Annotated in this window: 22 protein-coding genes and 1 other annotated feature (1 of these 23 running past the window's edge); of the genes, 20 read left to right on the top strand and 2 right to left on the bottom strand. The window is 39.8% G+C overall.

Annotated elements, in window-relative coordinates:
- Positions 1-150 (top strand) — a binding site (T-box leader); it begins 91 nt to the left of the window's first position.
- 85 nt (positions 151-235) lie between these two features.
- The 8 genes from epsC (at position 236) to QK255_RS11975 (ending at position 5,514) form a co-directional block, all read left to right on the top strand.
- Positions 236-772 carry a serine O-acetyltransferase EpsC gene (gene epsC / locus QK255_RS12010; protein ID WP_002293094.1) on the top strand — a complete coding sequence of 179 codons (537 nt, stop codon included), beginning with the start codon at positions 236-238 and terminating at the stop codon, positions 770-772.
- Entirely contained in the window at positions 769-2,181 is a 1,413-nt protein-coding gene (gene cysS, locus QK255_RS12005; protein ID WP_002293093.1) for a cysteine--tRNA ligase, read from the top strand. Before epsC ends, cysS begins: the two co-directional genes overlap by 4 nt.
- Positions 2,178-2,573: a Mini-ribonuclease 3 gene (locus tag QK255_RS12000; RefSeq protein ID WP_002293091.1), complete on the top strand. Its 396-nt coding sequence runs from the start codon at positions 2,178-2,180 to the stop codon at positions 2,571-2,573. The genes cysS and QK255_RS12000 overlap by 4 nt, the downstream gene beginning before the upstream one ends.
- A complete protein-coding gene (rlmB, locus tag QK255_RS11995; RefSeq protein ID WP_002293090.1) occupies positions 2,566-3,426 on the top strand; it encodes a 23S rRNA (guanosine(2251)-2'-O)-methyltransferase RlmB in 861 nt (286 codons plus the stop codon). Before QK255_RS12000 ends, rlmB begins: the two co-directional genes overlap by 8 nt.
- 3 nt (positions 3,427-3,429) lie before the next feature.
- A complete protein-coding gene (locus QK255_RS11990; protein WP_002293089.1) occupies positions 3,430-3,960 on the top strand; it encodes an NYN domain-containing protein in 531 nt (176 codons plus the stop codon).
- 76 nt (positions 3,961-4,036) lie between these two features.
- Entirely contained in the window at positions 4,037-4,615 is a 579-nt protein-coding gene (locus QK255_RS11985) for a sigma-70 family RNA polymerase sigma factor (protein WP_002293088.1), read from the top strand.
- A gap of 114 nt (positions 4,616-4,729) precedes the next feature.
- On the top strand, positions 4,730-4,975 hold the full coding sequence (locus tag QK255_RS11980; protein WP_002287434.1) for a Veg family protein: 246 nt from the start codon (positions 4,730-4,732) through the stop codon (positions 4,973-4,975).
- A 92-nt stretch (positions 4,976-5,067) separates the two neighbouring features.
- Positions 5,068-5,514, top strand: a complete 447-nt coding sequence (locus tag QK255_RS11975; RefSeq protein WP_002293087.1) for a GNAT family N-acetyltransferase — start codon at positions 5,068-5,070, stop codon at positions 5,512-5,514.
- A 60-nt stretch (positions 5,515-5,574) separates the two neighbouring features.
- Here QK255_RS11975 and mscL read toward each other — a convergent pair whose 3' ends face one another.
- Positions 5,575-6,036, bottom strand: coding sequence for a large conductance mechanosensitive channel protein MscL (mscL, locus tag QK255_RS11970; RefSeq protein WP_002293086.1), 462 nt, complete (start codon positions 6,034-6,036; stop codon positions 5,575-5,577).
- A 250-nt stretch (positions 6,037-6,286) separates the two neighbouring features.
- Here mscL and yfmF point away from each other — a divergent pair, with 250 nt between their 5' ends.
- The 7 genes from yfmF (at position 6,287) to rny (ending at position 15,581) form a co-directional block, all read left to right on the top strand.
- Positions 6,287-7,555, top strand: coding sequence for an EF-P 5-aminopentanol modification-associated protein YfmF (yfmF, locus tag QK255_RS11965; RefSeq protein ID WP_002293085.1), 1,269 nt, complete (start codon positions 6,287-6,289; stop codon positions 7,553-7,555).
- Positions 7,548-8,834: an EF-P 5-aminopentanol modification-associated protein YfmH gene (gene yfmH / locus QK255_RS11960; RefSeq protein WP_002293084.1), complete on the top strand. Its 1,287-nt coding sequence runs from the start codon at positions 7,548-7,550 to the stop codon at positions 8,832-8,834. Before yfmF ends, yfmH begins: the two co-directional genes overlap by 8 nt.
- 491 nt (positions 8,835-9,325) lie before the next feature.
- Positions 9,326-10,249, top strand: coding sequence for a RodZ domain-containing protein (locus QK255_RS11955; RefSeq protein WP_002310444.1), 924 nt, complete (start codon positions 9,326-9,328; stop codon positions 10,247-10,249).
- 208 nt (positions 10,250-10,457) lie between these two features.
- The gene (gene pgsA / locus QK255_RS11950) at positions 10,458-11,036 is read left to right on the top strand and encodes a CDP-diacylglycerol--glycerol-3-phosphate 3-phosphatidyltransferase (protein ID WP_002293081.1); all 579 of its coding nucleotides are present in this window, start codon (positions 10,458-10,460) and stop codon (positions 11,034-11,036) included.
- Between the two features lie 170 nt (positions 11,037-11,206).
- On the top strand, positions 11,207-12,448 hold the full coding sequence (locus QK255_RS11945; RefSeq protein WP_002293079.1) for a competence/damage-inducible protein A: 1,242 nt from the start codon (positions 11,207-11,209) through the stop codon (positions 12,446-12,448).
- A gap of 108 nt (positions 12,449-12,556) precedes the next feature.
- Complete coding sequence (recA, locus tag QK255_RS11940) at positions 12,557-13,606, top strand: recombinase RecA (protein WP_002293077.1); 1,050 nt, start codon at positions 12,557-12,559, stop codon at positions 13,604-13,606.
- A gap of 418 nt (positions 13,607-14,024) precedes the next feature.
- The gene (rny, locus tag QK255_RS11935; RefSeq protein ID WP_002287336.1) at positions 14,025-15,581 is read left to right on the top strand and encodes a ribonuclease Y; all 1,557 of its coding nucleotides are present in this window, start codon (positions 14,025-14,027) and stop codon (positions 15,579-15,581) included.
- Positions 15,582-15,659: 78 nt separating this feature from the next.
- Here the strand turns inward: rny and proC are convergent, their stop codons facing one another.
- Complete coding sequence (gene proC, locus QK255_RS11930; protein ID WP_002293075.1) at positions 15,660-16,466, bottom strand: pyrroline-5-carboxylate reductase; 807 nt, start codon at positions 16,464-16,466, stop codon at positions 15,660-15,662.
- Positions 16,467-16,606: 140 nt separating this feature from the next.
- On the opposite strand from proC, the gene mprF reads away from it, so the two are divergent.
- The 5 genes from mprF to QK255_RS11905 all read left to right on the top strand — a co-directional run bounded on the left by mprF (position 16,607) and on the right by QK255_RS11905 (position 22,869).
- Entirely contained in the window at positions 16,607-19,180 is a 2,574-nt protein-coding gene (gene mprF / locus QK255_RS11925) for a bifunctional lysylphosphatidylglycerol flippase/synthetase MprF (RefSeq protein WP_002293074.1), read from the top strand.
- A gap of 153 nt (positions 19,181-19,333) precedes the next feature.
- Positions 19,334-20,185: a 4-(cytidine 5'-diphospho)-2-C-methyl-D-erythritol kinase gene (ispE, locus tag QK255_RS11920; RefSeq protein ID WP_002293073.1), complete on the top strand. Its 852-nt coding sequence runs from the start codon at positions 19,334-19,336 to the stop codon at positions 20,183-20,185.
- Between the two features lie 246 nt (positions 20,186-20,431).
- The gene (locus QK255_RS11915) at positions 20,432-21,370 is read left to right on the top strand and encodes a metal ABC transporter substrate-binding protein (RefSeq protein WP_002293072.1); all 939 of its coding nucleotides are present in this window, start codon (positions 20,432-20,434) and stop codon (positions 21,368-21,370) included.
- Between the two features lie 21 nt (positions 21,371-21,391).
- A complete protein-coding gene (locus QK255_RS11910) occupies positions 21,392-22,072 on the top strand; it encodes a metal ABC transporter ATP-binding protein (protein WP_002293071.1) in 681 nt (226 codons plus the stop codon).
- On the top strand, positions 22,045-22,869 hold the full coding sequence (locus QK255_RS11905; RefSeq protein WP_002287344.1) for a metal ABC transporter permease: 825 nt from the start codon (positions 22,045-22,047) through the stop codon (positions 22,867-22,869). The genes QK255_RS11910 and QK255_RS11905 overlap by 28 nt, the downstream gene beginning before the upstream one ends.
- Positions 22,870-22,989: the final 120 nt, after the last annotated feature.

Here is a 22,989-nt window from a genome sequence, read left to right as displayed (position 1 = left end):
CCTCTGGGAGTGGTCTTGGCGAAAATACAGAAAACAGGAGAAACTGTTTTACAGGAAACGAAGTAGCCAAGAACGTATAACAGGCGTTAGCTGTCAGAGATAATCGTTGATTATGAAGAAAAGTGGAACCACGCGGAAAGCGTCTTTTGATAAGGAAACTTATTTAAAAGGCGCTTCTTTTCTTTATAAGAAGCTGTTTTCCTACATAAAATACTTACGAAAGGAGTGGAAAGTCATGAGTTGGTTTGCCCGAGCGATTGATGCAGCAAAGAGAAACGATCCGGCTGCACGTTCGACAGCGGAGATCGTTTTGACCTATCCTGGTTTTCATGCCTTGTTTTGGCATCGTTTCTCTCATTTTTTATATCAGCATCGGCTCTTTTTATTGGCGAAGATCAATGCTCAATTTTGGCGTTTCCTGACAGGTGTTGAAATCCATCCAGGAGCAACGATTGGAACAGGTGTATTCATCGACCATGGAATGGGAATCGTCATTGGCGAAACTGCAGAAATCGAGGATGATGTGATTTTGTTCCATGGCGTAACATTAGGCGGTACGGGAAAAGAAACAGGTAAAAGACATCCAACGGTCAAACAAGGAGCCATGCTCTCTGCGAATGCGCAGATATTAGGACCGGTAACGATCGGAAAAAACGCAAAAATCGGTGCAGGTGCCGTTGTGTTGAAAGATGTTCCAGACGATGCTACAGCGGTAGGAGTACCAGCAAAAGTCGTTCGAATCAAAGGAGAAAAAGTGAGGAGATCAGAATGATAAAAATCTACAATACATTGACCAGAAAAAAAGAAGAATTCATTCCTATACAAAAGGGACATGTCGGTATGTATGTCTGCGGACCGACTGTGTATAATTATATCCATATCGGAAATGCTCGTAGTACCATTGCTTTCGATACGATTCGACGCTATTTTGAATATCGAGGCTATAAAGTCGATTTTGTATCGAATTTCACGGATGTAGACGATAAAATCATCCGTACAGCAAACGAATTAGGCATCACAGCACCAGAAGTCGCTGATCGTTTCATCCGAGCATTTGAAGAAGATACGAAAGCGTTGAATGTCGAGCCTGCTACACTGCATCCCAGAGTCATGGACCATATGCCAGATATTTTAGCATTTATTCAAGTGTTGGTTGAAAAAGGCTATGCTTATGAATCTTCAGGTGATGTGTATTACCGTACCCGTAAATTTGAAAACTATGGGAAATTAAGTGACCAATCCATCGATGAATTGGAAGTCGGCGCAAGTCAGCGTACTGGTGAAGAACAGCAGCAAAAAGAAGACCCATTAGATTTCGCTTTGTGGAAACAAGCAAAACCAGGCGAGATTTCTTGGGATTCACCATGGGGCAAAGGACGTCCCGGTTGGCACATCGAATGTTCCGTCATGGCAACAAAACATTTAGGCGAAACGATCGATATCCATGGTGGCGGGCAAGATTTGGAATTTCCTCATCACGAAAATGAAATCGCACAAAGTGAAGCGAAAACAGGGAAAAAATTCGCTAATTACTGGATGCACAATGGCTATGTAACGATTGGCGAAGACGATGAAAAAATGAGTAAATCTCTAGGGAATTTCATCACTGTGCATGAAATGATCCAAAACGTCGATCCACAAGTCTTGCGCTTCTTCATGGCGACCACACAATACCGTCGTCCGATCCGTTACAGTGAAACGACGATGAAAGAAGCAGCCACCAATTTACAACGACTGAAGAATACGTTTGACAATTTGAAATTCCGCCAAGAAACTGCCTCAGAGAATTTGGCAGATGATGCGGATAAAATCGCTTTGTTAGAAAATTTGGAACAGCGATTCATCGAAGAAATGGACGATGATTTTAATGCAGCAAATGGGATCACAGTGGTCTATGAGCTTGCTAAATGGCTGAACACTTATCTAGACCAGCCGGAAGTTTCTGCCGCTGTCTTGGCACAGGGAGAAGCTTTATTCTCGCAATGGCTTTCGATCTTCGGTATTTTATTTACAGCAGAAGAATTATTGGATGAAGAGATTGAACAATTGATCGAAGAACGAAATCAAGCAAGAAGCAATCGTGATTTTGCCCGAAGCGACGAAATCCGTGATTTGTTGAAAGAAAAAGGGATCTTATTAGAAGATACACCCCAAGGAACCCGATGGAGAAGAGAAGCATGAGAGATTACACACAATTGAACGGTTTAGCCTTGGCTTACGTGGGAGATGCGATTTACGAAATCTATGTTCGCGACCACCTGATCGATCAAGGAGAAACAAAACCCAATAAGCTGCATCGTGCGGCAACGAATTATGTTTCTGCGAATGCACAAGCTTTTTTGATTCAGCAAATGCTGGAGGAACATCTTTTGACAGAAGAAGAAGAGCTTTATTATCGCAGAGGAAGAAATGCCAAAAGCCATACGAGTGCAAAAAATGCTGACGTTACGACTTACCGGGTCGCAACAGGGTTCGAAGCACTGATGGGTTATCTGCATTTGACAAAACAAACCGAGCGGATGGAAGAATTGATCCGCTGGTGTATTCAGAAAGTTGGTGAAAAAAATGGGTAAAGAAAGAACAAACAAACATCAATCGAAACGTGGATTTGAAGACAAAAAACAAAATAGATATCCAAATAAAAAGCAAACTGGACGAAATCAGTCAGTTTCTGATCAAAATGAAGAAGCATTAGAAGATAATTTCGTCTTTGGACACCATGCCGCAGTAGAAGCGCTACAACAAGGGCGAGGGAATAAACTCTTTCTTCAAGAAGATTCACGAGGAGAAAAAGTAGAAGAACTGAAAGAAATCGCACGTGAGCAAGCTGTACCGGTCAAATGGGTCCCTAAACAAAAATTAGAAACTTTGAGCAATCATGGCGTGCATCAAGGAGTCGTTCTTGCGATTACACCTTATGAATATTTATCCCTTGACCAACTGATTGAACGAACAAAAGAGAAAAAAGAAGACCCCTTCTTTTTGATTTTGGATAGTATCGAAGATCCACACAATTTTGGGTCGATTTTACGGACAGCAGACGCAAGTGGCGTTGATGGTGTGATCATACCAAAACACCGAGCAGTTGGAATCACGCCTATCGTAACAAAGACTTCCACTGGTGCAGTGGAATATGTGCCTGTTGCACGTGTGACGAATTTGGTACAAGCTGTGCAACAGCTCAAAGAGATAGGATTTTGGGTATTTGGCACAGATATGACCGGCACAAACTTCCAAAAATGGAATGCCAAAGGATCCATTGCTTTAGTCATTGGTAATGAAGGCAAAGGAATGAGTCCAGGATTGAAAAAAGAAATGGATGAATTACTGACGATTCCAATGACTGGGCACGTCCAAAGTTTAAATGCCAGTGTTGCTGCTGGATTGCTGATGTATCAGGCTTTTTCCCAACGTCAGGGGGAGTAGGTCATGAAAAAACAGCTGTTGATTGTAGATGGCTACAATATGATCGGTTCGTGGCCGGAACTGGTCCAGCTTAAAAAGCAGGACAAAATGGCAGATGCAAGAGAAGCTCTTTTGCATCGTTTATCAAATTATGCGAAATATGAAGGACTGGAAGTCATCGTTGTCTTCGATGCTCAATTAGTACCGGGCATCCAGCAAAATTATAGGAAATATCAGTTGGATGTTGTTTTTACGAAAGAAGATGAAACGGCTGACAGTTATATCGAGAGAATCGCTGGGCAGCTGAATGATCGTTTGACACAAGTAACAGTGGCGACAAGCGATCTAGCAGAACAGTGGATGATTTTTTCTCAGGGGGCGTTGCGAACTTCTGCTTACGAGTTATATAAAACGATTAAAAAAACGGAAAAAACAATAGCCCAAGAAAATAAAGATATGCATTTTGTTGATTTTCGACGTAATTCTCCGTGGAATGAAGAGCAGTTAAAAAAATTGTCCCAAAAATTGGACGATTTAATGAGAAAAAATAAATAACATATCGTTCTAATCAGTTCGATGAATCATTGATGATAAGATTCCTCCATAAACGAATTTATGGAGGAATTATTTTATGTCTGAGGAGTTATTGCGCGCTGCACGTAATGGTGACGAAGAAGCATTTGCTGCCCTGTATCAAAAATATTTTCCACTCTTACTACGTTTGAAAAACACTTACTATTTAAGAAATTATGTTACTGAGGATTGGGAACAAGAAGCGAGGATCGCTTTATATCAGGCATTGAGAACTTACGAAAAAAGCAAAGGAGTCAGCTTTGGAAGTTATTATAAAAGTATCATAAGCAATCAAATTTATTCTTTATTGAGAAAACAGAACGCGCTGAAGCGCCGTGACCAAAAAGACGAAGTCTCGATCGACCAAAAAATAGAGACAGAAGGACCAGATTTTTTAGCAGAGATCACCTTGCAGGAACCTTTAGCGATTCAGCATCTTTTGTTAAAAGAAGCAATCGAAAATTGCGAGATCCGATTTTCAAAAAAAGAAGCACAAATTTTTCATTATTACATGCAAGGGGTTGATTTTGCGGAGATGGCTGAATGTTTGTCAATGGATCACAAGCAAGTGATGAGTGCATATGGAAGGGTAAAACTCAAAATAAAAAAACACTTAAAATTTTATAATGAGGAATAATTTAGAAAAATCTTAATGAGCTTCTTACTTATTTTTATTGCATTTCTTTTTTTTTTATGGTAAACTTGAAAATTTTAAAAATATGTGGTATAGTTAGCAGTAGAGGTGAACTGTATGCCAACAACTTTAGCTTCAATCAAGAAAGATTTAGAAGGTCGTATCGGCAGCCCAATCATGTTGGTTGCTCAGACAGGAAGAAAGCGTCAAACAGAACGCCGCGGCGTTTTAACAGAAACCTATCCTTCAGTATTCGTTGTTGACTTGGATCCTGAAGAAAATTCTTTTGAACGAGTATCTTACAGCTATTCAGATGTACTTACTCGGACAGTTGAGATCGAATTTTTAACTGAAGCAGTTTAAAAAGCAAACGAGCCTGAGATTCGTAAGGTTCGTTTGCTTTTTTGTGTATGAATCGGTATGCTAATAATAAAAAAGTAGGAGGCGTTTACTTAGTGGAATACCAGGTAAAGAAATTTGAAGAATTGTCGACAGCAGAGTTTTATGCAATCGTCAAAGAACGGATTGCAGTCTTTGTTGTGGAGCAACAGTGCCCTTATCAAGAAGTTGATGATATCGATGGACAAGCTTGGCATACGTATTTCCAAGATACTGATGGGAAGATCCTTGCCTACACGCGGGTATATGAAGAAGCAGAGTGCATCCATTTTGGTCGCGTTCTTGTTCATCAAAATAACCGTAAAGACGGTTTAGGAAGAAAGATTGTCCAAGAAACGATCAACATGATCCAGAAAAAATTTCCAGAAAAACCAATTGTGATCGGTGCACAAGAATATCTACAGGCCTTTTATGAGTCTTTTGGATTCAAGGCAATCTCAGATGTGTATTTGGAAGATGATATTCCGCATATCGACATGAAAAAAGAACAGGTAACAAGTTAAGAATCTAAAAAAAGAAAGCCGACACTGAAAATCGGCTTTCTTTTTTTTTTAGATTCTTCATTATTTAGAAGTATCTGAAAGATTTGTTTGCTCTACCGGATGCGTATTGTCTTCTGCCACTTGTTTGGCAAGAAGATCGCGTATGTCACTAAGATAATCTTCTGCAGTAGGTGTTTCTTCCACTTCTTCTTCTGCTTCTTTGGCGCGTAATTTCTTCGCACGGTTTGCCGCTTTGACAACTAAGAATAAGACAAAACCAGTAATCAGGAATGTAATGATAGCACTAATAACGTTACCAAACGCAAATGTGACACCTTTTGTCGGCGACCAGTCAAGAATTGAAAGTGCTCCTTCTAAATCAGAAGTTCCTGTGATCATAGCGACAATCCAACCAATTAGCGGAGTGATTAATCCTTGTACCACTTGGTTTACGATACTTGTAAACGCACTCCCGATAACAACACCGACAGCAAGATCCAAGACATCACCACGCATGATGAACTCTCTGAATTCTTTGATCATGAATGACCCTCCCTTCTTTTGTATGTCTTTAGTATATCGAAAAATAAAAAATAAAAAAACGATATACGCTTTTAGCCGTCTGTCCCTTTTGATAAAAAACTTCTATGCTATACTATAAAGTGTAACATCATTTAGAAAAATCGGCGAATTGCCTGTACTTATATATTTCAAGCAGATGCATAAGTAAAAAAGGCCGATTGTCCTACTAAAAGAGTAAGAGGCAATCATCTATGAAAAGGAGCATATAAATATGGTGTATCAATTGGCAGAAGGCGTGAATCTTCATGTCTTACCAACAAAACAATACAAAACGATTCGGATTTTTATCCGTTTTACTGCACGTCTGCAACAAGAAGTCATTACAAAACGTTCACTACTCAGCAGTATGCTGGAAACAAATAGTTTGAATTATCCGGATCAGACAAAGTTAAGTGCGAAACTTGCTGAGCTTTATGGTGCAAGCTTCGGACTATCAGTAAGGAAAAAAGGGAACTTGCATTGGCTAAACGTAGGAATCAGCTTTGTGAACGGCGAATATGTCAATGATCCGAACCTTTTCTCTCAAGCGGTGGATTTTTTAAAAGAGGTTTTATTTTATCCAAATATCAAAAATCAACAGTTTGATCAGTTGACGTTTGACTTGGAAAAGAACAATCTGCGTCTCTATTTGGAAAGTTTGAAGGAAGATAAACAAACTTTTGCTTCCTATGCACTGCAAGAACTTTATTTTGAAAACAGCCCGGAACAAAAAATTCCAAGTTTAGGCGTAGTGGAAGAAATAGACAAGATCACTGCTCGTTCGCTAGCGGCTTACTATCAAGAAATGATGGCGAACGATCAAATTGACATTTTTGTTGTCGGCGATGTTGATCCGGACAAAGCAGCCGAAGCTGTGGGGCAATTACCATTTGAGCCGCGTGAAACAGCTCATCCAGAATTGTTTTATACCCAGCCTCAAGTGAATATCGTCAAGGAACGACAAGTCCGTGAGCCAATCGTTCAAGCAAAGCTGAATCTAGCTTATCAGACAAATGTGTATTATGATGAGCCAGAACGTTTTGCGCTAATGGTCTTCAACGGTTTATTTGGCGGGTTTCCTCACTCCAAACTGTTCATGAATGTGAGAGAGAAAGAAAGTCTAGCTTATTATGCCTCTAGCAGTGTGGATACATTCCGAGGGTTCATGAGTGTCCAGACCGGTATCGATGAAAAAAACCGAAATCAAGTACTTCGCCTGATTCACGAGCAATTAGAAAGCTTGCGAAACGGTGAAATAACAGATTTGGAACTAGCTCAGACAAAAGCGATGCTAAGAAACCAATACCTGCTTTCTCTAGACTCTCCGCAAGCGGCAATCGAAGCTTCTTTTTTGGATAGCTGGCTGCCGGAAACAAAATTATCTGATGAAGAATGGTTGAAACGTATGGAGAGTGTAACGATCAAAGAGATACAACAAGTAGCTGAGCAAATCGAATTGCAAGCAATCTTCTTTTTAGCAGGAGGAAATGCAAATGAATAAAACAGAATATGAGCAAATCAATGAAACGCTTTATCATGAAGTACTACCAAACGGTTTGACCGTGTATTTGTTACCTAAAAACGACTATCACAAGACATATGGTTTGTTCAGTACGAATTATGGTTCGATCGATAACGAATTTATTCCCTATGGTGAAAAAGAAAAAGTGAAAGTCCCAGATGGCATCGCTCATTTCTTAGAACACAAGCTGTTTGAAAAAGAAGACGGCGATGTTTTTCAATTATTTGGACAGCAAGGTGCTTCCGCTAATGCTTTCACGAGTTTTACGAAAACTAGTTACCTGTTCTCTACGACTGATCAGGTAGAACAGAATCTGACGACACTGATCGACTTCGTACAAGCACCTTACTTTACAGAAGAAACTGTAAACAAGGAAAAAGGAATCATCGGTCAGGAAATCCAAATGTATGAAGACGACCCTAACTGGCGGATGTTTTTTGGTATACTAAATAACTTGTATCCTGCACACCCGTTGCATATCGATATTGCGGGCACGGTTGAAAGTATCGACAAAATCACAGCTCAAGACTTGTATACGTGCTATCGGACGTTTTATCAGCCAAGCAATATGGTTTTATTTGTAGTTGGTAAGATGGAGCCTGAGAAATTGATGAAACTTATTCGGGAAAACCAAGAAGCAAAAAATTTCCCGCCAAAGCAAGAAATTGTACGTTATTTCCCAGAAAACACAAAAGAAATCATCAAACAAAGTGCATTGGAAGCAGCCATTACACGAGATAAATTTGTACTTGGTATTAAAGGATTAGACACATTGCCGCAAGAAGGAACAGAACTACTACGTTATAAAACAGCTATCAATCTGTTGTTCCAAATGATTTTAGGTAATACTTCTCGAAACTATCTAGCTATGTACAATCAAGGAATTATCGATGACAGCTTTGGTTTTGAATTCAGCTTGGATCGTGAATTTCACTTTGCGGACTTCAGCGGAGATACGGATGAACCAGAGAAAGCAGCAGAAAAAGTCAAAGAAATCATTCTTGGATTCGCTGATGATCCTGAAGTGTCAGAAATGAATCTCGATTTGCTGAAGAAGAAAATGCTTGGACAATATTTCCAATCATTGAATTCAATCGAATATATTGCTAATCAATTTACGCAAAGTTTATTTGGTGATCGAACATTATTTGATCTTCCTGAAATCATCGATTCGATCCAAATGAAAGACGTACTGGCAGCTGGAGAAGCATTTATAAGTGAAGAGGCCTTCAGTGAGTTTTATATGAGACCAAAATAAACCAGTATTTTATGGAGAAAAGTCTTAAATTTCGTTTTAGACTTGTAGCAGGAACCTCCTCCAAAACCAGCTTTTATGGTATTCTTAGATGTGTTGGAAATATTAATGAGAAAATAAAACAAATCATGCTCTCTTTTAATCAACTTATATTAAAATAAAATCAAACGAAGTAATCAAAGAGGTTGTGACAGAAGTGGTCAGCTTCAAGAAATAAGAAGGAATTTACGAAAATTGCTTCTCAAATTTTTGTGATATTTCGGCTTATTGCCGAAGAAGCTACTTCTGGAACACCGTTTAAGAAAGAGGTCGTGAGCCTGCCGTTCAGCTCCGAGTCATAAGGAACAAGTTCACAAAACAGCTGCTCATGTTTTATGGATATTGTGACTTTTGACCGAGGAATTGGCAGGAGAACGCCGTTTATTCGGAAAAAGGAGCTGTGACACGACTTTTGTCACAGCCCCCAAACATAACGTCTTTCATTGCAACAGCAGATGCTTCGGAGAATCAAACAGACTGGAGAAGATGAACGAGTGGCTTTTGAAACCATCGGAGAAAAATTACGGCAAGCACGCCTGAATAAAAAGATATCTTTAGATGAATTACAGCAGATTACAAAAATTCAAAAACGTTATTTGGAAGCAATCGACAATGATGATTTTGATCAATTGCCTGGTAAGTTTTACGTACGGGCGTTTATTAGGCAATATGCTGAAGCTGTAGGAGAAGATGGAGACCATTTAGTCGATGTTTTTGATGGAAAAAGCAAATTGACAGGATCGGTCCCTGAACGTCCGCAGCCTGAAACAGTAAGTACTTCCAGAAAAGCAATACATCAAGAAGAATCGCATCCAAGTCGTTTTTGGACAAGTCTTCCTGTCATTTTATTAGGATTGGTTGCTTTGGCGATCGTCGTTGTCGTAGGCTATATGACTTGGCAAGATCGTCAAGCTGATCCAATAATCGGCGATACAGCTTCTTCGCTCAAAGTAGAAGGATCAGTCGAGGAGTCCTCTTCCTCAGAGCAAAGCACGCAGACCCAAGAGTCTTCTACAGTAGAGTCAACAACAGAATCAAGTGAAGAAAAGAAAATGGCAATAGCTGCAGGAGAGGATTCCGGTAGTGCCATCGCAGTAAATATTACAGATGCTACCAAGCCTGTCACTCTTGAGTTTACCGCTGTCAATCGTGTGTGGATCGGTGTACTAGTAGACAATGCTTATGTTTATCAAGGCACACTGGCAGCAAATGAAACACAAAGTACCGTGTTACCGGAAACAGCGGCCAATGCGACCATTACGATCGGTGCAGCAAGCAATGCGACGATCAAAGCGAATGGAGAATCCGTACCAGTTAATCCAGGGGAAAACAATCAGAGTCCTAAAAATGTGAACCTGACTCTCCAATACGCAGAGTGATCGTACAAATGAGTTTATTCATCTATTTACTTGTAGGTATAAAAAAGAAGGATCGTGACAAATCTGTGTCGCGGTCCTTCTTCGTTATTTCCAAAAGATCAATTTCAATAAAAGTGCTCCGTTGAATAAATTCGTTCGGAAAAGTAAATAATATCGGTGGAAACTTCGCGGATAGTCACGTAGAATAGGGAAGAAAGGAGTCGATAATGTGAATTTACCAAATAAATTAACTGTACTTAGAATTTGTATGATCCCGATTTTCATTTTGGTTGTAGGATTACCGTTAGATTGGGGACAACTTAACGTAGGGGACACCACACTGGCTGTTACGCAGCTAGTAGGCGCAGTTATTTTTGCATTAGCCAGCATCACAGACTGGTTAGACGGAAAAATTGCCCGTGCACGAGGTCTTGTCACTAACTTTGGCAAGTTTGCGGACCCACTGGCAGATAAAATGCTAGTTATGACCGCTTTTATCATGTTGGTTGACCAGGGAAAGGCCCCAGGTTGGGTAGTCGCGATTATTGTCTGCCGCGAATTAGCCGTCACAGGCTTACGTTTACTACTTGTCGAACATGGAGAAGTCATGGCTGCTGCTTGGCCGGGAAAAGTCAAGACGGCTACACAAATGGTTGCTATTATCTTGCTGTTTATCAATAATATCCCATTCAATCTGATCGGTATTCCAGTAGACCAAATCATGCTTTATGCTTGTCTGATCTTTACTATCTATTCAGGTGCGGATTACTTCATCAAAAATAGCGGCGTGTTCAAAGGATCAATGTAGGTATTGTTTTGTGGATGGTCAGATTCGTCGGTTCTTGATAAAGCGAAAATAATTTGATCATATAATGAAAAAAGAACTGGGGAGAGGCTGGTCCATGGATCAGCCTTGCCCTCTTTTTAAATAAAAAAATATATAAGTACAGCGTATACTATATAAGGGAGCGGGAAGTAATGAAAGCAGAAATAATAGCTGTCGGAACAGAACTTTTACTAGGACAAGTCGTGAATACGAATGCCACTTTCTTGTCAGAACAGCTAGCTGATCTAGGTATCGAAGTTTATTATCAGACAGTCGTAGGAGATAATCAGCAGCGTTTAGAAGAGTTGATTGCTCTAGCTGAAACAAGAAGTGAACTCATACTCTTATGTGGCGGATTAGGGCCGACAGAAGATGACCTGACAAAAGAAGCAACTGCGGCTCACCTCGGTAAGTCTCTCATACAAAATACGGAAGGATACAAAAAATTATTGGCATATTTTGAAACAACCCATCGAAAAATGACCAAAAACAATCTGCAACAGTCTCAAATCATCGAAGGCGGGGTTCCTCTACCAAATCGTACAGGGCTTGCTTTAGGGACTTTTTATCAAACAGATACACATGCATATATCCTTCTTCCCGGTCCGCCTAATGAGTTGAAACCAATGTTTGTGGAACAAGTACGTCCTTTACTAGAGGAACGTTTTCCTTCTGAAGAAAAACTGATTTCTAAAGTTTTGCGCTTTTATGGGATTGGTGAATCGCGACTGGTCACTGAACTAAAAGATCTGATTGAAACACAGATCAATCCAACGATCGCTCCTTATGCCAAACCAAATGAAGTGACATTGCGTCTAACAGTGAAAACAAAGGATGTTCAGGCAGGAAATCAAGCTCTTTTAGCATTGGAAGAAAAGATTCAAGAACGAGTAGGAGAATATTTTTATGGATATGGCGATGATAATTCGTTAGCAAAAGTCGTAGTGGAACTGCTGAAAGCAAACAAGCAGACTGTAACAGCGGCGGAAAGCTTGACAGCCGGTGCCTTCCAAGCCGCATTGGGCGATATTGCTGGTGTATCTGATGTATTTCCAGGCGGCTTCGTTACCTACTCGCTCCAAACAAAAGCTGGTTTTCTGGAGATTGATCCGGAGCTATTAGCAGAATATGGAACAGTCAGCAAAGAATGTGTGGAGCAGATGGCCATTCAAGCACGTGAGATAGCAAGAACAGATTACAGTGTAGCTTTCACCGGAGTGGCTGGACCGGACATGTTAGAAGGTCACCCTGCAGGAACAGTATGGATCGCTATTTCATCTAAAGATGGCGTGGTTTCAGAAAAATATCATTTTGCCAGAGACCGTGCGGCTATCAGATATAATGCGGTTATGCAAGGATTTGATCTTTTGAGAAAACAGCTTTTAAGAAAATGATAAATGCGAATATTTGTTCGGTTTTTTCTTGCTTTTTATTACTAAAAACGATATGATAAGGATAATGAAATGTTGCTCTGATTTGTAAATATAAGGAGGATTATCGTATTGGCAGATGATCGTAAAGCAGCCCTAGATGCTGCACTGAAAAAAATTGAAAAGAGCTATGGTAAAGGCTCTATTATGAAATTGGGCGAAAAAATCGACCAACAAATCTCTACAATTCCAAGTGGCTCTCTTGCGTTAGATGTCGCTTTAGGTGTCGGCGGTTACCCCCGTGGACGTATCATCGAAGTATATGGACCTGAAAGTTCAGGTAAAACAACAGTGGCGCTACATGCTATTGCAGAAGTACAAAAAAATGGCGGAACGGCCGCTTTCATTGACGCTGAGCATGCGTTAGATCCGCAATATGCACAAAAATTAGGTGTGAATATCGATGAACTACTTCTTTCACAGCCTGACACAGGAGAACAAGGTCTGGAGATCGCTGATGCTTTAGTATCAAGTGGGGCTGTAGATATCGTAGTAGTCGATTCAGTTGCTGCTTTAGTTCCACGAGCAGAAATCGACGGCGAAATGGGTGACTCACATGTCGGGTTACAAGCACGTTTGATGTCTCAAGCATTGCGTAAACTCTCTGGTTCGATCAACAAAACAAAAACAATCGCTATTTTCATCAACCAAATCCGTGAAAAAGTAGGCGTGATGTTTGGGAATCCAGAAATCACTCCTGGAGGACGCGCATTGAAATTCTACGCAACGATCCGTTTAGAAGTACGTCGTGCAGAACAATTGAAACAAGGAACAGATATTGTTGGTAACCGTACAAAGATCAAAGTCGTAAAAAACAAAGTAGCACCTCCTTTCAAAATCGCTGAAGTAGATGTCATGTATGGTTTAGGGATCTCACAAGAAGGAGAACTTCTAGATATGGCAGTAGAAAAAGACATCGTTGATAAAAGCGGTGCTTGGTACTCTTATAAAGAAGATCGGATTGGCCAAGGACGAGAAAATGCTAAAATCTATATGGCTAATCATCCTGAAATGATGGCAGAAGTTTCTGCTCTAGTTAGAGCAGCTTATGGCATTGGTGAAGAAGTGGCTGTCCCAGAAGATACAAAAGGCCAAGAAGAATTACCTTTAGAAGAAGAATAATAAACAACATAAATAAAAACGGCTGGTCTGAAGAGTAGATACTCTCCTTGACCTGCCGTTTTTTTATTGAATAAAGAACAAAGAAATCTTGAGTTATTTAATCATACGAGTAGCTACATAAAATAAAAAATATCTATTCGACTACAAAAAGTAATTTAGTGAAAAAGTTTCTCAACTTAAAGGTTTACCTATATGAAACTAATGTCATTTATTCTAAAAACCACCGTTTAATGAATAATCAGAAAGCCGTTTCTTTGTTTATTTAAAGTTGACACTACGGGGTACAAACATTAGAATAAAGTTGTGCATGTTTTTTGTACACATATATGCGAAGATGCATATTGACAAGTTTAGAATAATTTATCATAGAAGCTGTATAGATGATAAAAATGAAAAAGATAGTATGGAGGTGGATTTTATGGTATTCAACATTCTCCTCGCTATCATCGGTTTAATTGTCGGTCTTGGTTTAGGGTTTATGGTCGCAAAGTCACGTCACGAGAAAGAAATAGCTGGTGCACAATCATCAGCTGCTGGGATCATCGATAGTGCAAAAAAAGAAGCAGAAACTCTAAAAAAAGAAGCATTGTTAGAAGCTAAGGAAGAAAATCAGAAATACCGTTCTGAAGTTGAAAGTGAGCTGAGAGAAAGTAAGTTAGAATTAAAATCTCAAGAGAATCGTTTGATTCAACGCGAACAAACGCTGAATCGTAAAGATGACTCGTTAGAAAAACGCGAGAACTCACTTGAAAGTAAAGAAGAAGCACTTAGTTCAAAACAGCAATTAATTGAAGAGCGAGAAAAAGACGTTGAAAAAATGATTGAAGATCAACAAAAAGAACTAGAAAAAATTGCTGGTTTATCAAAAGAGGACGCACGAGATGTCATCATGAAATCGACTGAAGAAGAGCTGAATCATGAGTTAACTCTAATGGTAAAAGAATCTGAACAGCGTGCCAAAGAAGAAGCAGATCGCAAAGCGAAAAACTTATTATCATTAGCGATTCAACGCTGCGCAGCAGATCAAGTTTCAGAAACGACTGTTTCAGTCGTTACCCTTCCGAATGATGAAATGAAAGGTCGTATCATTGGACGAGAAGGTCGTAATATTCGAACGCTTGAGACACTGACTGGTATCGATTTGATCATCGATGACACACCTGAAGCAGTTGTTCTTTCCGGATTTGATCCAATCCGAAGAGAAATCGCACGAATGACCTTGGAAAAACTGATACAAGATGGACGAATCCATCCAGCACGAATCGAAGAAATGGTCGAGAAATCTCGTAAAGAAATGGATGAACGTATTCGTGAATACGGGGAAGAAGCAGCATTTGAAGTCGGTGCCCATACACTTCATCCAGATTTAATCAAGATCATCGGACGTCTGAGATTCAGAACTAGTTACGGACAAAACGTCTTGAAGCATTCGGTCGAAGTTGCAAAATTAGCTGGTATCTTAGCAGCAGAACTTGGCGAAGATATCCAATTAGCAAAACGTGCCGGATTGCTCCATGATATTGGAAAAGCACTTGACCATGAGATTGAAGGATCTCACGTTGAGATCGGTGCGGAATTAGCTGCCAAGTACAAAGAAAACCCAGTAGTCATCAACGCAATCGCTTCTCACCATGGCGATGTGGAAGCGACTTCTGTTATCTCTGTCCTTGTAGCTGCAGCAGACGCGCTTTCTGCAGCAAGACCTGGTGCGCGAAGTGAATCATTGGAAAACTACATCCGTCGTTTAAGAAGTCTGGAAAATATTTCGAACAGCTTCGCCGGTGTAGAATCAAGTTACGCAGTTCAAGCTGGACGCGAAGTTCGGGTAATGGTCAAACCAGAAGAAATCTCGGATCTGGACGCTGTTCGTTTAGTACGCGATATCCGTAAACGAATCGAAGAAGAGCTGGATTATCCTGGACATATCAAAGTAATCGTTATTCGGGAAACTCGCGCAACTGATTATGCTAAATAAGAGTAAACAAAAAAGAAGAGTCGCGGCAAAAGTCGCAGCTCTTCTTTTTTTGTAAGGCACGAAAAAACATTGCTATTATTAGTATTTATTCAACATCTCAAGATCTTTCTCGATCGTCGTATTGATTCCTTTGATGATTGCTGGGATGAATCCTGCTTCTTCTAGGGCAACTACACCGGCAACGGTCGTACCACCAGGAGAAGAAACTTGGTCTACAAGTTCCCATGGATTTTTATCACTTGAAAGGAATTTTTGACAAGAACCCATGATTGCTTTTGCAGCAATTTCAGTTGCTGTTTGTTTGGACAAACCATTTAATACACCAGTCCGTCCCATCGCATCGATCAGCATATAAATGAATGCGGGCGAGCTGCCAGCAAGGCCGATGAATGTACTGAAATCTGCTTCTGCTAAAGGATAGACGCTACCGATTGCTTCAAAAATTATCGTGGCTTGTTGAAGCTGTTCCTCCGTGGCAGCTTCATTTTTGCAAATCGCAGAAACGCCTGCTCCTACGCTGACATTGACATTCGGCATCACTCGTACGATGGAGGCCTGAGGATCTTCAAGCGCTGTTTCTAAATCTGTTAATGATTTTCCTGAAGCAATAGAAATGAATAAGACCTTCTGGCTGTATTCTTTTAGTTCTTTCAATACTTTTTCAATGATTTTTGGTTTCACGGCTAAAAGAACGATATCTGATTTTGATGCAACTTCCTGGTTGCTTTTGCACGCATGGACGCCAGTTTCAGCAGCGAATGTTTGTGCATTTTCAAAATGACCACTGGAAACGAACACTTCTTCTTTCGAGACTGTTCCTGTTTTCAATAAACCATCAATAATAGCTTGTGCCATATTCCCTGTACCGATAAATCCTACTTTCATGTTATCCTCTCCTTTAGCATTAGGATATCTTTCTTTTTCTGTGATCGCAAGCAAAGAACAGGTCTAAAGTGGAAAAATTAAAATAAATAAGATAACATTGGGGTATAACACAAAAGTATACAAGTTAGGAATGGGAAAATGTGAAAAATAAACGATACTTGATGCTGCAATGGATAAAGGAACATAGTCTGATTTTAAAATTGATTTTTTTCGGCTCCGTGTTAGTCTTTGTGGCAAATCAAGTCGCAAATATTGCTAATGGCATGAGTTGGCAAGATATTTGGCAAAGGATGGGACAACAAAGCCATATGACGATCCTGCTCATGATTCTGGCTGGACTGCTGGGTGTCACTCCGATGTTGTTGTATGATTGGGTGACGATCAGAGTCTTAGAAAAACAAGGAAAACCAAAAATGGAAAGAAAAGAGTTTCTTCTTGCTGCGTGGGTAACAAACACGATCAACAATCTCGCCGGTTTTGGTGGTTTGGTAGGAGCCAGTCTTCGGGCTAGTTTTTATGGAAAGCAGACAAATAGGAAAATGGTTTTAGTGACTGTTTCAAAAGTCGCACTATTTATGCTGACTGGTTTGTCTGTATGGTCGTTTCTTACATTTATTGATGTCTTTTTTATTCAGTCAGAAAGTATTTTTCGGAGCTATTGGATCTGGCTTTTCGGCGGTAGTTTTTTAGCGCCAGTCATTTTCTTTTTTGCTTACCTAAAGAGAAAGACCTTGTTCTCTGAGTTTTATCCAAAAGGCTTGCTTGGTCTGCTACTGGCATCCTTTGGACAATGGACGGGGGCACTTGCAGTATTTCTGACTATCGGCAAGTTGATGAGAATAGATATTTCCATGTTTTCGATCTATCCTATGTTCATGATTGCGACGCTGATAGGAATGTTGACAATGGTCCCAGGTGGAATGGGGACTTTTGATGTTTTGATGATCTTAGGAATGAGTCAATTGTCTGTTCGGCAAGACGTAGCAGTAGTTTGGTTGTTATATTATCGGTTGTTTTATTATGTCCTGCCTTTTTTGACGGGACTTCTATTGTTCATCACACATACAGGAGTCAAAATCAATCGATTTTTAGATAATATACCGCGATTATTTTTCCAAAAGGTTGCGCATATCGTGCTCGTAAGTGCTGTATATTTTGCAGGGATCATGATGGTACTCCTGTCAACGATCACTAATCTGTCTGCAATCAGTCGGCTGTTTCAGGTATTATTGCCGTTCTCGTTCAACTTTTTAGACCAGACATTGAACCTATTAGTGGGCTTTTTATTGCTCGGTCTTGCTCGAGCACTTTCAGTAAAAGTCAAAAAGGCATTTCTGCCTACGATCGCTTTACTAGCTTTTGGTATTTTAAATACGATCACACGTACATTATCTTGGCAATTGTTATTGGTATATGTCTTGATTCTATTGGCTGTGTGGTTATCTAGAAAAGAATTTTATCGAACAAAATTCGTTTATTCTTGGGGAGCTATACTCTTTGATGCTAGCTTGTTCGGTTTCTTGTTTATTGTTTACGCAATTGCAGGTTATCATAGTGGACGCTTTTTAGTTGGACGGATAACAGGTAACCATTTTATTTTGTTTCCTTCAGATGATGTGTGGTTCTCAGGGCTCATTGGTTTGGGCATCTCATTGCTAGCTTTAGTGGCGCTTTATCAATACTTAGCAGAAGATACTACGACGCTTGGCATTGAGTACGAAAAAGAACGTTTTGACCGTTTATTGGAAACATATGGAGGCACAGCTACAAGCCATCAGCTTCGCTTGCCAGGATACAGTTATTTTTATTACCAAAAAGACGACCAAGACCAAGTCGTTTTTGGCTATCAAATCAAAGGGAACAAATGCTTTGTTTTAGGAGATCCAATTGGTAATCCCAAAATGATGCGGGCAGCAACGAATCAGTTCATGAAACGAGCAGATTGTTTAGGTTATCAGCTTGCTTTTTATAAGATATCAGAAAGCTACGTAGTGATGCTTCACGAATTGGGCTTTCATTTCACGAAAGTAGGTGAAGCAGGAATTGTTGATCTAGCGACAGAAGACTTGTCTCGGCTGAGTCAGCAACTTGAATATCAACGTTTGATGAAAGAAGGATACCATTTCACTTGGTACGACCAACTACCAGAAGAATTACATCAAGCTGTAAATGAAGTTTCACAAAAATGGCTTCACGGGGCACGAGAAAAATACTTTTCTGTGGGACGATTTGATGAATCCTATGTATTGTCTAGTGGCGTCGGTATTGTCCGTAAAGATCAAAAAGTCGTAGGCTTCATCACCGCTCAACCGATGACGAAAGAACAAGCGGGGTATGATTTGCTGCGAATCTTGCCTGAAGAGCCTGAAGAATTAGCGGATTATCTATTAGCTAATTTGTTCATTGTATACGAGAAAATGGGCTATCTGGAAGCAAATCTAGGATTAGCTCCTTTAGCAAATGTTGGAGAAACAGATTTTTCTTTCTTTCAAGAAAAAGTCATGCATATCGTATATAATTATGGTAATTTTTTCTATTCCTTCCAGTCTGCTTATGAAAAGAAATTAAAATATGTCGATCATTGGGAAGGTCGCTACTTTGCATATCGGAAAGGAAGTAATTTCGGATTTGCTACCATGCAGCTGCTCAGTCTGATAGGGAAAGAAAAAGGAAATGTGCCGAGTTTGGCAGAAGAAGTGCTCACAGAATTATAAGAATCACTAGAGTTTATTTGAATTATGAAGAGAAAATTCTATGAAAGCTGTTGAAACGATGACAAAATCAACAGCTAAGCGGACATAAGCTATACTTTTATTTTTCCCTATGATAGAATACTTGCGACTTAGACTTTTCGAATGGGTGAGAGGATGGAATTGATTGAAAAAGCGCCAGCCAAGATAAATTTAGGACTGGATGTATTATATAGACGGCAAGATGGGTATCATGAGTTGGAAATGGTGATGTCGAGCGTAGACTTGGCAGATCATCTATTTTTTGAAGAAATAGCAGAAGACAAAATCATTGTAGAAACAAATAAAGCATTTTTACCGGTAGATGAGCGTAACAATGTTTATCAAGCTGCTTTATTATTAAAAAACAAATACAATATCAAAACCGGTGTCAAGATCTTTGTTAAGAAGAATATTCCAGTAGCCGCTGGATTAGGCGGAGGAAGTACAGACTGTGCAGCTGCTTTAAGAGGGATCAACCAATTATGGAATCTAGGTTGTTCATTAGAAGAGCTAGCAGAGATCGGTTTGGAAGTTGGTACAGACGTTCCTTACTGTGTATATGGAAGTACGGCTTTTGTCGGAGGTAAAGGGGAAGAAATCCAAGTATTACCTTCTATGCCGCAGTGCTGGGTTGTGTTGGTCAAACCAAGAATGAGTGTTTCCACACGTACAGTGTTTAGGGAAGTAGATACGCAAGCTATCCAACATCAAGATATCCACGGACTTGTTGAAGCCATCCGAGAGCAAGATTATCAGCAGATGATCAAAAAAATGGGAAACAGTTTAGAAGATGTCACGGGAAACCGGCATCCAGTCATCCATCAAATCAAAGAGCGTATGGTCAAGTACGGAGCAGATGCTGCATTGATGAGTGGAAGCGGACCAACCGTTTTTGCCTTGTGCCAACATTATTCAAGAGCGCAGAGAGTATATAATGGGTTAAAGGGTTTTTGTGAAGAAGTTTATTTAGTACGAACCTTGCAATAAAAATAGAAGAAGTAAAACAGATAAGAAAAGACTGAGGAGTCCTAAAATGGGATTCTTCAGTTTTTTTATTGTAATGAACAGCTTAAACATGAGTGTTAACTCATCCATTTTACGATTTAATCAGAATATCCATGTTTAAATCAGAAATTGATGGATTTCTATTGACGGCGTTTTTTTATTTTGATACATTAATTCACGTTGATAAATCGTAAAATTACGATTTGTTTATTTGAAAGGAGCATATAGATGAAAAAATATCTTTTGACAGCTACGGTAATGATAGGTGCTTTATTGTTTGCAGCATGTGGAAATACGAATAAGGAAGCAGATAAAAAAGAAGACTTGACGATCGTTACGACATTTTATCCGATATATGATTTTACAAAAGAGATCGTAGGGGACGAAGGAAACGTGAAACTTTTGATCCCTGCCGGAACGGAGCCTCATGATTTTGAACCAAGCGCAAAAGAAAGAGCAGAAATTTCCGATGCAGATGTTTTCGTGTATAATAGTTCAGACATGGAATTTTTCGTGGATTCGTTGAAGGATTCAGTGGACAGCAAACAGACCTTGATGATCGAAGCAGCTAAAGGAATTGACCGCTTAGAATCTCAAGAAGCAGACGAACACGAAGAATCAGAAGAAGGACATGATCATGCGCATGAATATGATCCCCATGTTTGGCTCGATCCGGTATTAGCTATAAAAGAAGTCAGAACGATTGCTGGAGAATTAGGCGAAAAATATCCAGATAAAAAGGAAATATTTACGAAGAATGCTGATGCTTATATCAAAAAGCTTGAAGCACTGGATCAAAAATACTCCGAAGAACTCAAAAATGCGACAAACCGCACATTCGTCACTCAGCATGCTGCTTTTGCTTATTTAGCGAATCAATACAACTTAGAACAAGTGGCGATTTCAGGTGTTTCGCCAGATCAGGAACCAACACCAAGCCGCTTAGCTGAACTAAAAGAATTTGTGAAGAAAAACAACATCAAAGTGATTTACTTTGAAGAAAATGCCTCTTCGAAGGTGGCAGAGACATTATCGAATGAAACGGGTGTGAAGTTAGAGGTGTTGAATCCTTTAGAAAGCTTGACCAATGAACAAATCAAAGCAGGCGAAAATTATATTTCTGTCATGGAAAAAAATCTGGAAGCTTTAAAAGAAAGTATCAATTAAGTCTAGAATGGAGGTTATAAGGTGCGTTACATCGAAATATCTGATTTGACCTTTTATTATGATGATGAACCAGTACTAGAAGATGTCTCCTATCATGTAGACGCGGGTGAATTTGTCATTTTGACTGGAGAAAATGGAGCAGCCAAGTCAACCTTGGTGAAAGCATCGTTAGGATTACTGAAACCTTCAAAAGGAACGATAAAGATTGCTGAGAAAAATCAAGAGGGAAAAAAATTAAGTATCGGCTATATTCCCCAACAAGTTGCATCTTTCAATGCAGGTTTTCCAAGTACGGTGATCGAATTAGTCCGATCAGGAAGATACCCAAGAGGCCGCTGGTTCAAGCGTCTCTCTGAAAAAGATCATCAACATGTACAGCGGACTCTAGAAGCTGTTGGGATGTGGGATATGCGAAACCGGCGGATAGGTGAATTGTCTGGCGGACAAAAGCAGCGGATCAGCTTAGCACGTATTTTTGCTACTGATCCTGACTTATTTGTCCTTGATGAGCCAACAACAGGAATGGATGAAGAGTCTCGAAATGAGTTTTATCGCCTTCTTCGACATAGTGCCCATGTCCATGGGAAATCAGTTCTAATGATCACTCATGATCATGAAGATATCAAACAGTATGCGGACAGACAGATCCGACTGGTGAGAAAGGAGGATTCTCAATGGCGTTGCTTTCATATGAATTCATGAGAAGAGCTTTTCTTGCGGCTATCTTCATAGCGGGGATCGCCCCGATGCTAGGTGTGTTTTTAGTGATCAGAAGACAATCGCTGATGGCTGATACACTTTCCCATGTCTCTTTAGCAGGGGTAGCGTTAGGATTCTTTTTGAACCTTAATCCTACACTTACGACCATGCTAGTCGTTGTGCTAGCAGCTGTGATATTGGAATATCTGCGAACGATCTACCGAACCTATTCGGAAATCTCCATTGCCATTTTAATGGCTGGCGGTTTAGCGCTAGCTTTAGTACTAATGAATCTGAGTGGCGGGAATTCTGCAACAAGCATCCAATCTTATCTGTTTGGTTCGATCGTGACCATTACTTGGGAGCAAGTCATCTTTTTAGGAATCTTATTCGTTGCGATCGGTATATTGTTTTTTTTATTCAAACGTCCGATGTATGTTCTGACTTTTGATGAGGATACCGCCCATGTGGATGGATTACCCGTTCATTTGATGTCAATGATGTTCAATGTGATTACTGGTGTAGCTATTGCTGTGATGATCCCGATTGCCGGTGCACTTTTGATATCCGCAATCATGGTTCTTCCTGCAGCAATCGGTATGCGGTTAGGTAAAAGTTTCAATGTTGTGATTGCTATCAGTGTTTGTGTCGGATTTCTAGGGATGCTGTCAGGATTGACTAGCTCGTTTTATCTAGATACCCCTCCAGGAGCAACAATCACATTAGTCTTTATTGCTTTGTTCCTGATTGTAAATATCATCAAACGAATATTGGTTGCCTTTAGAAGAAAAAATAACTGAATGATAAAGAAAAGAAGCCTGATAAAAACGAAAAATTTTTTATAGGCTTCTTTTTATTTTAATAAATACCGAACTATTTTCTTATTTTTTCATAAAATGCTCGAATTTTTGAAGAAAAAC

Origin of the sequence: Enterococcus sp. ZQ21, assembly GCF_030053755.1 — a bacterium.
Classification (GTDB): domain Bacteria; phylum Bacillota; class Bacilli; order Lactobacillales; family Enterococcaceae; genus Enterococcus_B; species Enterococcus_B lactis.
The sequence above is the reverse complement of the archived record's forward strand: the minus strand, read 5'-3'. Positions and strand labels throughout refer to the sequence as shown.

Bases quoted from the DNA above. Each gene is read 5' to 3' on its own strand.
- epsC (WP_002293094.1), top strand. From the start codon at position 236: ATGAGTTGGTTTGCCCGAGCGATTGATGCAGCAAAGAGAAACGATCCG.
- cysS (WP_002293093.1), top strand. From the start codon at position 769: ATGATAAAAATCTACAATACATTGACCAGAAAAAAAGAAGAATTCATT.
- QK255_RS12000 (WP_002293091.1), top strand. From the start codon at position 2,178: ATGAGAGATTACACACAATTGAACGGTTTAGCCTTGGCTTACGTGGGA.
- rlmB (WP_002293090.1), top strand. From the start codon at position 2,566: ATGGGTAAAGAAAGAACAAACAAACATCAATCGAAACGTGGATTTGAA.
- QK255_RS11990 (WP_002293089.1), top strand. From the start codon at position 3,430: ATGAAAAAACAGCTGTTGATTGTAGATGGCTACAATATGATCGGTTCG.
- QK255_RS11985 (WP_002293088.1), top strand. From the start codon at position 4,037: ATGTCTGAGGAGTTATTGCGCGCTGCACGTAATGGTGACGAAGAAGCA.
- QK255_RS11980 (WP_002287434.1), top strand. From the start codon at position 4,730: ATGCCAACAACTTTAGCTTCAATCAAGAAAGATTTAGAAGGTCGTATC.
- mscL (WP_002293086.1), bottom strand. From the start codon at position 6,036: ATGATCAAAGAATTCAGAGAGTTCATCATGCGTGGTGATGTCTTGGAT.
- yfmF (WP_002293085.1), top strand. From the start codon at position 6,287: ATGGTGTATCAATTGGCAGAAGGCGTGAATCTTCATGTCTTACCAACA.
- yfmH (WP_002293084.1), top strand. From the start codon at position 7,548: ATGAATAAAACAGAATATGAGCAAATCAATGAAACGCTTTATCATGAA.
- QK255_RS11955 (WP_002310444.1), top strand. From the start codon at position 9,326: ATGCTTCGGAGAATCAAACAGACTGGAGAAGATGAACGAGTGGCTTTT.
- QK255_RS11945 (WP_002293079.1), top strand. From the start codon at position 11,207: ATGAAAGCAGAAATAATAGCTGTCGGAACAGAACTTTTACTAGGACAA.
- rny (WP_002287336.1), top strand. From the start codon at position 14,025: ATGGTATTCAACATTCTCCTCGCTATCATCGGTTTAATTGTCGGTCTT.
- proC (WP_002293075.1), bottom strand. From the start codon at position 16,466: ATGAAAGTAGGATTTATCGGTACAGGGAATATGGCACAAGCTATTATT.
- ispE (WP_002293073.1), top strand. From the start codon at position 19,334: ATGGAATTGATTGAAAAAGCGCCAGCCAAGATAAATTTAGGACTGGAT.
- QK255_RS11915 (WP_002293072.1), top strand. From the start codon at position 20,432: ATGAAAAAATATCTTTTGACAGCTACGGTAATGATAGGTGCTTTATTG.
- QK255_RS11905 (WP_002287344.1), top strand. From the start codon at position 22,045: ATGGCGTTGCTTTCATATGAATTCATGAGAAGAGCTTTTCTTGCGGCT.